At 67.0% G+C, this 12,085-nt stretch carries 11 protein-coding genes; 3 read left to right on the forward strand and 8 right to left on the reverse strand.

From position 1 onward, the window contains the following. The 7 genes from VGD28_RS02835 to VGD28_RS02865 all read right to left on the reverse strand — a co-directional run. On the reverse strand, window positions 1–462 hold a 462-nt coding region (locus VGD28_RS02835; RefSeq protein ID WP_331026819.1), incomplete at its 3' end, for an ABC transporter ATP-binding protein. Window positions 463–464: 2 nt separating this feature from the next. Continuing rightward, on the reverse strand, window positions 465–794 hold the full coding sequence (locus tag VGD28_RS02840; protein WP_331026820.1) for a hypothetical protein: 330 nt from the start codon (window positions 792–794) through the stop codon (window positions 465–467). After that, complete coding sequence (locus VGD28_RS02845; protein ID WP_331026821.1) at window positions 791–1,282, reverse strand: hypothetical protein; 492 nt, start codon at window positions 1,280–1,282, stop codon at window positions 791–793. The genes VGD28_RS02840 and VGD28_RS02845 overlap by 4 nt, the downstream gene beginning before the upstream one ends. Then, window positions 1,279–2,043 carry a hypothetical protein gene (locus tag VGD28_RS02850; RefSeq protein WP_331026822.1) on the reverse strand — a complete coding sequence of 255 codons (765 nt, stop codon included), beginning with the start codon at window positions 2,041–2,043 and terminating at the stop codon, window positions 1,279–1,281. The genes VGD28_RS02845 and VGD28_RS02850 overlap by 4 nt, the downstream gene beginning before the upstream one ends. Further along, window positions 2,040–3,503, reverse strand: a complete 1,464-nt coding sequence (gene sufB, locus VGD28_RS02855; RefSeq protein WP_331026823.1) for a Fe-S cluster assembly protein SufB — start codon at window positions 3,501–3,503, stop codon at window positions 2,040–2,042. Before sufB ends, VGD28_RS02850 begins: the two co-directional genes overlap by 4 nt. Next, window positions 3,503–3,922 (reverse strand): SUF system Fe-S cluster assembly regulator, encoded by a 420-nt coding sequence (locus tag VGD28_RS02860; RefSeq protein WP_331026824.1) that lies wholly within the window; start codon window positions 3,920–3,922, stop codon window positions 3,503–3,505. The genes sufB and VGD28_RS02860 overlap by 1 nt, the downstream gene beginning before the upstream one ends. A gap of 111 nt (window positions 3,923–4,033) precedes the next feature. Continuing rightward, window positions 4,034–4,885 carry an AraC family transcriptional regulator gene (locus VGD28_RS02865; RefSeq protein WP_331026825.1) on the reverse strand — a complete coding sequence of 284 codons (852 nt, stop codon included), beginning with the start codon at window positions 4,883–4,885 and terminating at the stop codon, window positions 4,034–4,036. A 239-nt stretch (window positions 4,886–5,124) separates the two neighbouring features. On the opposite strand from VGD28_RS02865, the gene VGD28_RS02870 reads away from it, so the two are divergent. Continuing rightward, complete coding sequence (locus VGD28_RS02870; RefSeq protein ID WP_414714455.1) at window positions 5,125–6,102, forward strand: quinone-dependent dihydroorotate dehydrogenase; 978 nt, start codon at window positions 5,125–5,127, stop codon at window positions 6,100–6,102. A gap of 200 nt (window positions 6,103–6,302) precedes the next feature. After that, on the forward strand, window positions 6,303–8,102 hold the full coding sequence (locus VGD28_RS02875) for an AMP-dependent synthetase/ligase (RefSeq protein ID WP_331026826.1): 1,800 nt from the start codon (window positions 6,303–6,305) through the stop codon (window positions 8,100–8,102). Window positions 8,103–8,130: 28 nt separating this feature from the next. On the opposite strand, the gene VGD28_RS02880 is transcribed toward VGD28_RS02875, so the two are convergent. Then, window positions 8,131–11,046, reverse strand: a complete 2,916-nt coding sequence (locus VGD28_RS02880; protein WP_331026827.1) for a M16 family metallopeptidase — start codon at window positions 11,044–11,046, stop codon at window positions 8,131–8,133. Between the two features lie 189 nt (window positions 11,047–11,235). Here VGD28_RS02880 and VGD28_RS02885 point away from each other — a divergent pair, with 189 nt between their 5' ends. Further along, window positions 11,236–12,039: an aspartyl/asparaginyl beta-hydroxylase domain-containing protein gene (locus tag VGD28_RS02885; protein ID WP_331026828.1), complete on the forward strand. Its 804-nt coding sequence runs from the start codon at window positions 11,236–11,238 to the stop codon at window positions 12,037–12,039. The last annotated feature ends 46 nt before the right edge of the window (window positions 12,040–12,085 follow it).

Genomic DNA, 12,085 nt, shown 5'->3' on the forward strand with positions numbered 1-12,085 from the left:
GGCGCGCTTCTTCTCGCCGCCCGAGAAGCCCATGTTCACCGGCCGCTTGAGCATCTCCATGTCGAACCGCAGCAGCGCCGCCTTCTCGCGCGCCAGCTTGAGGAACTCGCCGCCCGACAGCGGCGCCTCGCCCCGGCCTCGGCGCTGCGCGTTGAGGCTTTCGCGCAGGAACTGGACGTTGGAGACGCCGGGGATCTCGACCGGATACTGGAAACCGAGGAACAGGCCCGCGGCCGCGCGTGCGTGCGGGTCGAGCTCGAGCAGGTCGGCGCCGCCGAAGGTGACGCTGCCTTCGGTCACTTCATAGCCGGGGCGGCCGCCGAGGACGTAGCCGAGCGTCGACTTGCCAGCGCCGTTGGGACCCATGATCGCGTGGACCTCGCCCGCATTCACGGCGAGCGAGAGGCCCTTGAGGATCGGCTTGCCGTCGACTTCGGCGTGGAGGTTGGTGATTACGAGCATGACTACTTTCCGGTGGCGGGCGGCGTGGCGCTGCCCGGATATCTGGTGCTGAGGGCGGCGAGGAATTCCCGTTCGCGCGTCCTGAGGCAGTTCTTCATCGCTTCGGCGCTGGTCTGGCCGCTGTCCGAACACGCATGCGCGGCGTCGCACCAGAAGCGGTCGAAGACGGGGTCGCCGACACCCTTCTTGACGCGGCACTTCTTCACCTCGCCCTTGCGGGTGAGGGTGATGTCGACCTCGACCCGGCGCAGCCTGCGCCCGAGGATGACGATTTCTTCCTCGGGCGGAGGCGGTGACACGGCCTGCGCGACGGCGAGCAGGAGGGCGATCACCGCGGTTCCTCCTTGGGGCCGCCGAACGTTATGACCGGCGGGCCGTTGTCGGCCTTGGGCGGGGGCGGGAGCTTGTTGAGGCGGTTGGGGTCGTCCTCGGTCGTGGTCGCGACCGCCGGGCCAACCGCAGGGGTCTTGGGCGGGTCGGGTTTGAGCTTGACGCCGAGGCCGAATTTGGGTTCCTCGGGCTTGATCGGCGGTTCGACCGCCATCAGCGCCTTGTTGCCCTCGCCGCCGCAGAATTGCTGGCCCTTGGTCGAGGTGACGCAATCGGGCAGCGAGGTGCAGGCGCGCGCATCGACGGTGGCGACGCCGCTCGACCTGAACACGCGGCAATTGATCAGGCGGCCGTCGGCGGCCTTGTCGAAGACGAGCGCGACGCGGCCCGCGGTCGCGGTGACGACCACTTCCTCATATTCCGGCTCAGGCGTGGCGGGGGCCTGCTGCGCGGCAAGAAATGCAAGGGAGAGAAGTGCGAACGTCGTCAAGGCGTGCTTCCCGCCTGCAGTATGGCGCCAACTCGGATCGAGATCGGCAGCGCGACGGTTGCGGGTATCGGCTCAGCGACGTGGAGGCTCTTATCGTCTTCCCACATCAGATGCACGCGAAGATCGGGACGGCCGGATAGCTCCAGGCTTTGAATAGCGTGCCAGGTCTGTGCTTCAATCCGTGCCAGTTCGTCGGGACCCTCGCGTTCCCATGTCGAGGTTTCGGCGCGTGCGCGACAAGCCTTAGTGGTTGAGGCGATGCGAGCCGAGCGCTCGTTCTTTCCGAGGGGAAGGTCCTTTCCCTCGGCGGTCAGGCACTCGACGAGGGCCTGAGCAGCCGAAAGCTGAGCGCGGGTTTTGATCTCGACCATTGTCTCGTCCGGCATACCGAGCAAATCTTCATCCGGGCCGAAAAATGCCTCAAGCAGCTGCATTTCGCGATCGAGCCGCTCGCGCCGGACAGTCGCGTCACCGACACCTTTTGCTTTCAGCAGCGCATCGCCAATCTCAAATGCCTGCGCCTTCTCCGTGGTGCAACGCGCGCGAAGATCGCCGAGCGTCTCAGTGGCAGATGTGGGGGCGATGCGCGCGTTGGGCGCCCGCTTCTGAAGCCCACCGGCGACGCAGCGCAAATAGGGCACAAGGGCAGGGACCAGATCGTCCGGAATCTGGAGACGTCGGGTCTCCGGGCGCTTCACGGTCTGTGTCGGTTGAACGGGCGTAGCCTGAAGCGACGCAAGAATGAGGGTTGCCGCAATCACCCCACGCTCCCCTCGAGGCTGATGCCGAGCAGCTTCTGCGCCTCGACGGCGAACTCCATCGGGAGCTGCTGGAGCACTTCCTTGGCGAAGCCGTTGACGATCAGCGCGACCGCGGCTTCCTGATCGAGGCCGCGCTGCATCGCGTAGAAGAGCTGGTCCTCGCTGATTTTGGAGGTGGTCGCCTCATGCTCGATCTGTGCGGAAGGATTGCGCACCTCGATATAGGGCACGGTGTGGGCGCCGCACTGGTCGCCGAGCAGCAGGCTGTCGCACTGGGTGAAGTTGCGGACATTCTCCGCCCCCGGCGCGACGCGGACGAGGCCGCGATAGGTGTTGTCGCTGCGGCCGGCGCTGATCCCCTTGGAGATGATCGTCGAGCGCGATCCCTTGCCGTTGTGGATCATCTTGGTGCCGGTATCGGCCTGCTGGCGGTTGTTGGTCACCGCGACCGAGTAGAATTCTCCTACGCTGTTCTCGCCGTTCAGCACGCAGGACGGGTATTTCCAGGTGATCGCGCTGCCGGTCTCGACCTGGGTCCAGCTGACCTTGCTGTTCCGCCCCTGGCAGAGCGCGCGCTTGGTGACGAAATTGTAGATGCCGCCCTTGCCGTCCTCGTCGCCCGGATACCAGTTCTGGACGGTCGAATATTTGATCTCGGCGTCGTCGAGGGCGACCAGCTCGACCACGGCGGCGTGGAGCTGGTTCTCGTCACGCATCGGGGCGGTGCAGCCTTCGAGGTACGAGACATAGGCGCCCTTGTCGGCGACGATCAGCGTGCGCTCGAACTGGCCGGTATTCTCGGCATTGATGCGGAAATAGGTCGAGAGCTCCATCGGGCAGCGCACGCCCTCCGGGATGTAGACGAAGGTGCCGTCGCTGAAGACCGCGCAGTTCAGAGCCGCGAAGTAATTGTCGTGCATCGGCACGACCTTCCCCAGCCACTTCTTCACCAGATCCGGATATTCGCGGATCGCCTCGCTGATCGAGCGGAAGATGACGCCCGCGGCTTCCAATTCGGCGCGGAAGGTGGTGGCGACGCTGACGCTGTCGAACACCGCGTCGACCGCGACCTTGCGGGAGCCTTCGACCCCGGCGAGCACCTTCTGCTCCTCGATCGGGATGCCGAGCTTCTCATAGACGCGCAGGATCTCGGGATCGACCTCGTCCAGCGAGCCGAGCTTGGGCTTGGCCTTGGGCTCGGCGTAATAATAGGCGTCCTGATAGTCGATCGGCGGGATGCTGAGCTTGGCCCAGTCAGGCGGGGTCATGGTCAGCCAGTGGCGATAGGCCTTGAGCCGCCACTCAAGCATCCATTCCGGCTCGCCCTTCTTGGCCGAGATGAAGCGGACGGTATCCTCCGACAGCCCCTTGGGGGCGAACTCCTGCTCGATGTCCGAGCTGAAGCCCCATTCGTACTTCTTGTTGGCGGCGGCGAGCGCCTCGGCATTCTTGGTGGCCATCAGGCGGGTTCCGGGTGAGTCGAGAGGGTAGCGAGGGTGACGTTCGCGAGCGTCGAGCGGACCGCGCCGTTGACCCCGTTCCAGTGCGGCTTCACGCGGCAGCTCTGCTCGATGCAGCAATCGTGGCGGCCATTGTCGACGCAGGCGGTGAGGGTGATCGGGCCTTCGATCGCCTCGACGATGTCGGCGAGGCTGATCGCGGCGGGCGGCCGCGCGAGGCGGAAGCCGCCGCCGGTGCCACGCGCGGATTCGATGAGACCGGCGGCGGAGAGACGGCTGACCAGCTTCTGCACCGTGGGCAGCGGCAGGCCGGTCTCGTCGGCGAGCAGCGTCGCATTGAGCCGGCCGCTGACGCCGCAATGGCGCGCGGCAGCGGCGAGCATCACGACGGCGTAATCTGTCTGGGCCGAAAGTCGCATAATCCTTCGCAGTTGCGAATGGTTCTCAAATCGGAATGATTCGTTCCGATTGGGCAGATGGGCGTGATGATGCCCGGCGTCAACCCGCGCTTTGCTGCGGATCGGCCAAGCTCAGGTGTCGCTGATCAGCGGATTGACCTGGCCCTGAAGCGCGCTGCGCTGCGAGATGGTGAGCTGGGCAAGCAGGCCGGGCTGCTCCTGAAGCTGGCGCGGGGTGCAACCGGTGAACTGCTTCATCTCGTTGATGAGGTGCGACTGGTCGTAGAAGCCGCGATCGAGCAGCTCGTTCAGGGTAACCTTGCGCTCGGCGAACGCGACCGCGGCCTTGAGCGCGCGATATTTGCGCGCGAGCAGCTTGGGCGGGGCACCGTAGAGCGCCTTGCACTTGCGCTCGAGCTGGCGGTGCGAGAGGCCGACGGCGGCGGCCAGGGCGTCGATCTCGGGTGAAACGTGCCCGGCCAGCCACTGATCCACCAGCCGGACGAACGCCGCGTCAGGTGAATCCGCGCGCGCGAGGCTCCCGATCAGCACTTCGGCGATCGCCACCATTGCCTTGGTATCGGGGGCGTGCGCGAGCCGGGCGAGCACATCGTCGATCGCTGGGCCGAACAGGTCGCGCGCGTCGAGCACGCAGTTGAGCATGGTTGACGCGTCATTGCCGATCAGCGCGGCCCAGCCCGCGGGCGTGATCCCGCAGCCGAAGACATGGACCGGACCGGCGACCTTCACCTGCATCGCGCCGCTGGTCGGCCCGATCACATGAACGGGGGGGGCGGGCTGGATGCCGCCATCCGGCATGCGGTACTCCGCGGCGCCTTCGGACATGCGGAAGCGAAGCTGCGCATGATCGGCGCGTTCGGTGTCCTCCAGCGCAGGGACATCCGCCCGGAAGTGGTAGAACAGCGTGACCCATTCGGCAGTGCCTGGGCCCGGCACCGCATATTCCAGTTGCACCGCCGTCATCGAACGTCCCCAACTGCGGCGGCAGGGTACGCGCGTTCCCTTCCAAGCGAAAGTAGCTAAAGAAGCACGAAAATTACCCGGCGAGAGGTGACCTCCCGCCGAGCTTAGTTCAAGAAGCCCCTGTTGAAGCTCCTCAGGTCGCGCATGTCCTTTAGACTCGGGCGGCCGATTCGGTCTTGGAGAAATTCGACATTGCTACAAGGTTTTAGGATGCAAATATTGCAATGCGGTAAGAAATCGTGAGCGCCTATTCACTGATCCGCCCGGCGCTGTTCGCGCTGGATGCGGAACGCGCACATCGGCTGACGATCCGCGCGCTGTCCATCGTCGGCGGTACGGGCGGCGTGCCCCGGGTGCGGCCGGTGACCATCGCGGGGCTGGAATTCGCCAACCCGGTGGGACTCGCCGCGGGGATGGACAAGGACGGCGAGGCGGTGGCCGGGCTGTTCGGCCTGGGCTTCGGCGCGGTCGAGATCGGATCGCTGACCCCGCGGCCGCAGCCGGGCAACCCCAAGCCGCGGCTGTTCCGGCTGGCGCAGGACCGCGGCGTGGTGAACCGCATGGGGTTCAACAATGGCGGGATCGACGCAGCACTGGCGCGTGTGGCCGGGCGCAAGCATGCAGGCGTGCTGGGCATCAATGTCGGCGCGAACAAGGACAGCGACGATCGCGTGGCGGACTATGCGCTGGGCGTGGGCAAGGCGGCACGGGTCGGCGACTATGTGACGATCAACGTCAGTTCGCCCAATACCCCGGGACTGCGCGACCTCCAGTCGCGGCCGGCGCTCGATGAGCTGCTCGCGGCATCGAGCGAGGCGCGGACGGTGGAGGGGCGGCGGGTGCCATTGTTTCTCAAGGTGGCGCCCGATCTTGACACCAAGGGGCTGGATGACGCGGTGCGCGCGGCGATCGACAACGGGATCGACGCGCTGATCGTGGGCAACACGACGATCTCGCGGCCCGAAAGCCTGCGATCGCCGCTGGCCGGAGAGACGGGCGGCTTGTCGGGGACGCCGCTCAAGGCGCTGGCGCGCGCGAAACTCGCCGAAGCGCTGGCGTCGGGCGGCGGGCAGCTGCCCGTGATCGCGGCGGGGGGAATCGACTCGCCCGAGGAGGCGCTGGTGCGGCTTGAGGCAGGGGCCGCGCTGGTGCAGCTCTACTCAGCGCTGGTGTATGAGGGGCCGGGGCTGGTGCGGCGGATATTGCGCAACTTGTGAAACCCGTTCGCCCTGAGCTTGTCGAAGGGTTGCTCTTCTCTTCAGGCGCTCGAAAGAAAAGGCAGGGCTTCGACGAGCTCAGCCCGAACGGACTGAGGTAGCATCCCTGAGCCCACCGGCATTGCGCTTGGCCACAGGCGCGCTAGGCTCTTGCGCAGATGGCCGGGCACGAACCCGCGCCGCAGGAGACAGGGACAAGGATGCGCAAGCTCGAACGGTTCGACAATCTGGTGCAGATGTTCTTCACGCGGGCACGCGAGAAGGGCGATGCGCCGTTCCTGTGGGCCAAATCGGGCGGCCGGTGGGAAGCGACCAGCTGGGCCGAGGCCGCGCGGCAGGTGGCGGGGCTGGCGGCGGCGCTGCGCAAGCTGGGGCTGAAGCCAGGCGACCGCGTGATGCTGGTGAGCGAGAACCGGCCGGAATGGTGCATCAGCGATCTGGCAGTCATGGCCGCGGGCGGCGTGACCGTGCCGACCTACACCACCAACACCGAGCGCGACCACCAGCACATCCTCGACAATTCGGGCGCGACGATGACGATCGTCTCGACCGGCAAGCTGGCGAAGACGCTGCTGCCCGCGGTGCTGCGCGCGACCGGCAGCCGCAGCCATATCGTGATCGGGATCGAGGAGATGCGCATCGGCCAGCCCGGCGCGATCGAGTTCCACGACTGGAAGACGCTGATCGCCGGGAATGTGGCGGACGTGACGGTCGCGGCAGCCGAGGCCGACAAGGCGCAGCGCGGCGACCTCGCCTGCATCATCTACACCAGCGGCACCGGCGGATCCCCTCGCGGCGTGATGCAGCATCACGGCGCGATCCTTGCCAATTGCGAGGGTTGCTGCGCCCTGATCAGCGAGGATTTCGGCTGGGAGGAGGAGGTGTTCCTGTCGTTCCTGCCGCTCAGCCATGCTTATGAGCATACCGGCGGCCAGCACTTCCCCGTCGCGCTGGGCGCGCAGATCTATTACTCCGAGGGCCTCGACAAGCTCGCCTCGAACATCGAGGAGGTACGGCCGACGATCATGGTGGTGGTGCCGCGGCTGTTCGAGGTGCTGCGCACGCGGATCAGCAAGCAGGTCGAGAAGCAGGGCAAGTTCGCCAACTATCTGCTCGACCGCGCGGTCTCGATCGGCGGCAAGAAGGCGGCGGGAGGGGTTCCGCTGTGGGACCAGCCGATGAACCTGTTCCTGAAGGCGACGCTCAAGCCCAAGCTCGCCAAGCGCTTCGGCGGGCGGATCAAGGCGATGGTGTCGGGCGGTGCGCCGCTCAACCCCGAAGTGGGCGTGTTCTTCGAGAGCCTGGGGCTCACCTTCCTGCAGGGCTATGGCCAGACCGAGGCGGCGCCGGTGATCAGCTGCAACCGGCCCAAGGTCGGCCTCAAGCACGACACGGTCGGGCCGCCGCTGGAGGGCGTCGAGGTCAGGATCGCCGAGGATGGCGAGATCCTGGTGCGCGGCGAGCTGGTGATGCACGGATACTGGCGCAACCAGGAGGAGACCGACCGCGTCCTGAAAGACGAATGGCTGCACACCGGCGATATCGGGATGATCGACGAGAAGGGCCGGATCAAGATCACCGACCGCAAGAAGGACATCATCGTCAACGACAAGGGCGACAATGTCGCGCCGCAGAAGGTGGAGGGCATGCTGACGCTTCAGCCCGAGATCATGCAGGCGATGATCGCGGGCGACCGCAAGCCATACATGACCGCGGTGATCGTGCCCGATCCCGAATGGACGCAGGAATGGTGCGCCAAGAATGCGGCCAAGTGCGACCTCAAGGCGCTGCTCCAGGACCATGACTATCGCACCGCGGTCGGCGCGGCGGTCGAGCGGGTGAACAAGGACCTGTCGGTGATCGAGCGCATCCGCCGCTTCATCCTGGCCGACGAGCCGTTCACCATCGAGAACGAGCAGCTGACGCCGAGCCTCAAGATCCGGCGCCATGTGCTGAAGCGGGTCTATGGCGAGCGGCTGGACGCGCTGTACCGGAACTAGAAGACAGCTGTGCCGCCGGTGATTGCGGCTAGCGCGCCCCTGCCTGGGAAGCGCCGGCCGGTTTCGTCTCGGGCAGCACGACCAGCGACCAGTCCTTCTGCGGAGCGAGATATTTGGCGGCGAGCGCCTGAATCTCCTGCGGCGTGGTCGCGCCATAGTCGCGGGCGATCGAGCCGATCGCGGCGATGCGCTTGGGGTCGGCGGTGCCGCCCTCGGTCTGCTGCATCCAGAAGGGGTTACCGGTCGAACGGCGCATCACCATCTGTGCCGTAGGCACCAGCGCGCGGCGCAATTCGTCGACGTCGATCGGCTTGGCGATCAGATCCGCCGCGATCTCGCGCGAGACGCGGAAGAACAGCTCGGTCCGGTCGGGCGGGATCAGCGTGAGCGCCATGATGCGTCCGCCCCCGGGCTGGCCGACCGGCGACTGGCTGATGACGGTGGGCGAATAGCTGGCGCCTTCCGCCGAGCGGATGCGGTCGAGGATGCGATCGCGCATCACCGCGGCGAGGATCTCGAGCTTGCGGCCCTCGGAGATGTTGTCCGATCCGCCGCCGGCCTGCCAGGCGATCACCGCCGCGGCCTGATCGGGCTGGCCGCTGTGCCGTAGCACCGTCGGCGCCGTGGCATGCGCCGGGAAGCGGACCGTGGGCGCGACCACCGGGGCGGGCTTGCGCGGCTTCATCGCACCGAAGGTAAGGCGGACCGCCTCGATCGTCTTCTCGACATCGATATCGCCAAAGACCTGCACCTCGATCGGGCCGCTGGCGAGCAGGGGCGCCCAGAATGCGCGGAAATCCTTGGCGTTGAGGCTCTCGATCCCCTTGAGCCCGGGCATGCCCCAGCGCGGATCCCCCGCGTGCAGCAGCCGCTCGAGATCGCGGCCGATCACCGCATCGGGCGAGGACGAGCTGGCGGCGTAGCCGGACATGGCGATGGCGCGGGCGCGGGCGACCGGATTGGGATCCCAGGCGGGGAACTGAAGCTTGGCCGCGATCAGCTTGAGCTGGTCCTCAAGATCCTCCTTGCGGGTCTGGCCGGTGAAGGCGAAGGCATCGTCGCCGATGCCAAAGCCGAGGTTGATCTGGCGGTCGCCGGTCAGCTTGTCGAGCTCCTCCTGACCCAGCACCCCGTCGGGCGTCTCGATGCCGCTCGACACCAGCGCGAGGTCTGCCGCCCAGGCCGGATTGGGCCGGCCGGTGCGGACCGCCTGCATGCCGCGCCCGAACCGCACGCTCACGAAGATCCGGCCGACCTCGCCCGGGTTCTGGAACAGCAGCAGGTTGACGCCGTTGGCGAAGCGCACCCGTTCGATCTTGGGGTCGGGCACCGCGATGCTGCGTTCGACCACCTGACCAGGCGCGCCGAGCGGCGGAAGCGAGGCGAAGGTGACGTCGCGTGCGGTGCTGCGCGTGCCGGCGAGGCCCGAAACATCGGCCTTGAGCACCGCCGCGAGCTTGTTCTGGACATTCGCGTCGGGGGTGCGCGTGTTGATGATCGCACGCGTGGCGTCGCCCTGAAGGATGCGCTTGGTGGATGCGAGCACGCGATCGGGGGTGAACATCCTGGCGTCCACCGCACCCTTGAAGATGTTGTAGCTCTCCTGCTCGCTCGTCGTCACTTCGTTGATGTCGACCGCTTCGACCAGATTGTCGGCGCGGCGGGAACCGGCCATCACCGGGGCGGTGCTGACCGAGTTGCGCATGCCCGAGTCGATCTCGGCGACCTCGCGGTCGATCTCGGCCTGGGTCGGCGGCGTGGCGAGCGCATCGGCGATCACGGCGCGCACTTCCTTGACGGCGCTTTCCCAATCCTCGCCGACGGGCAGCACTTCGATGCTGGTGACGTTCGCGCTTCGGACATCGTCGGAGAGGTCGACTTTCACCGCGGCGAACGCTGCGCCGCCGCGCGCGCGCGTTTCGAGGCGACGGTTGATGATGCGCAATGCGATGAAATCGACCATCCGCTCCTGGTTGAACTTCACCGTATCCTGAAACACCGTCCAGGGGCGCAGCACCGCCATCGTCACCAGCGGCGGCATGCTCGGCTCGACCAGCGCGGCGCTGATCGGCTTGGCGGGATCGGGCTTGCCGAAATCGGGCGTGGCCGGGTTCGGGCCGGTTCCCTTCCACGCCGCGAAATGCTTGGCGATCTGGCGCTCGAACATCGCCGGATCGAAGTCGCCGACCACGACCAGCGTTGCGCGCTCGGGCCGATACCAGCGCTGGTGGAAGGCGCGGACGCTGTCCGCGGTCGCCCCTTTCAGCGTCTCGACCGTGCCGATCACCGGGCGCTCGGCGAGCCGCTGACCGGCGTAGAACAGCTCGCGCTGCGCGTCGCTGAACCGCTGTTGCGGGCGCAGATACTCGCGCTGCTCGGCAAGCACCACCGGCCGCTCGAGGTTGAGCATCTCGGGCGTGATGCTGGGCGCCGCCATCATGTCGGCGAGGATCATCATCGACTGGTCGAGGCTGGTCTCGTTCGCGTCGGGCAGATCGAGCTTGTAGGTGGTCGATACCGGCGTGGTGGCGGCGTTGCTGTCCGAGCCGAAGGTGACGCCGAGCCGCTGCCATACCCGCTTCGATTCGCCGTCCGGAACCTTCGCCGAGCCGCGGAACGAGAGATGCTCGAGCAGATGGGCGAAACCCTTTTCGGACTCGCCCTCCATCAGCGACCCGACATCCATGCGCAACCGGATCGCGACCTGCCCCGGCGGCACGCCGTTCCGGCGCACTGCATAGCGCAGGCCGTTGGGAAGAGTGCCGAAGCGCCACTCGGGGTCGTGCGGGACGTCGCTGCCCTTGTAGAGCCAGGGCGCCTTGTCGACCGCGACGGTCGTCGTGGCGACGGGTGTCGGCGCCGCGACCTGGGCAATCGCAGGAAGCGCGACTGCTGCGGCGAGGAGAGGAAGGGCGAGCTGCTTGACGCGCGTAAACAATGCCATCGCGAGCATGTTTAGCGCGCTTCGCGGCTCATCGCCAGACGGGGCAGTTTCGCCGCAATCCGCAACACCGCGCGCCCCTTTGGCGCGGGTTTCGCCACGATTTGGACCCAGATCGCGCCTAGCCCGGCTGCAGGCGCCGCCCGGCGAGTCTCACGCCGCGCGGCCAGTGCCGAAGAGACGAGGTGAAGCGTGCGCGAGGGTGTGGCGATCGAGCGAGACAGGGCCGCGGGCGCGGTGCGTCTGGCCGATCACGGCCTGGCCGCCGCCCGGCGCCCCTTGCTGATCCGCGCCGGCAAGCGGATGCGCGGCTTTTTCGACCGGATCATCGGCGCCTCCTCGCTCGTATCGAACGCGCCGGTGCTCAACGTGCGCGATTTCGCCTGGACGCAGTTGCTACGCGACAATTGGGAAGCGATCCGCGACGAGGCGCTGGCCACGGCGCTGGCGCGCGAGGATGCGGCGCCTTCGCTCGCGAGCATCTCGCCCGATCACCGCGCGATCGCCCCGGTGAACAAATGGCGCTCCTTCTTCTTGTGGGGCTATGGCTACCGGATCGAGGAGAATCTCGACCGCTGCCCGGTGACCCGATCCGTCGTCGCGCAGATCCCGGAGCTCAACAGCGCATTCTTCTCGATCCTGGCGCCCGGCACGCACATCCCGGCGCATCGCGGCGTCACCAAGGGCCTGCTGACCTGCCATCTCGGCCTGATCGTGCCGCGCGACGGGGACGTGCGGATGCGCGTGCGCAACCGCATCGTCCGCTGGGCCGAGGGCGAGACGCTGATGTTCGACGACACCTATGATCATGAGGTGTGGAACGACACGAATGCGACTCGCGTCGTGCTGCTGATCCAGGTGCGCCGCCCGTTGCGCCAGCCCGGAAAGTGGGTCGCCGACCTGTTCCTCGGCATCGTCCGCCGCTCCGCCTTCGTTCAGGAAGCGCGCGCCAATGTGATGCGCTGGAATGCGGCGATGAAGGCGCTGGACGTCTAGAGTTCCCTAGCGGTGGGGTGGCCGCCCGGTTCCCAAGCCCGGGCGG

This window comes from Sphingomonas sp. (assembly GCF_036402235.1).
Taxonomy (GTDB): domain Bacteria; phylum Pseudomonadota; class Alphaproteobacteria; order Sphingomonadales; family Sphingomonadaceae; genus Sphingomonas.

Excerpts from the sequence above, each read along its gene's own strand:
- VGD28_RS02875 (WP_331026826.1), top strand. The coding sequence starts at position 6,303 with ATGCGCAAGCTCGAACGGTTCGACAATCTGGTGCAGATGTTCTTCACG.
- VGD28_RS02865 (WP_331026825.1), bottom strand. The coding sequence starts at position 4,885 with ATGACGGCGGTGCAACTGGAATATGCGGTGCCGGGCCCAGGCACTGCC.
- VGD28_RS02860 (WP_331026824.1), bottom strand. The coding sequence starts at position 3,922 with ATGCGACTTTCGGCCCAGACAGATTACGCCGTCGTGATGCTCGCCGCT.
- VGD28_RS02880 (WP_331026827.1), bottom strand. The coding sequence starts at position 11,046 with ATGGCATTGTTTACGCGCGTCAAGCAGCTCGCCCTTCCTCTCCTCGCC.
- sufB (WP_331026823.1), bottom strand. The coding sequence starts at position 3,503 with ATGGCCACCAAGAATGCCGAGGCGCTCGCCGCCGCCAACAAGAAGTAC.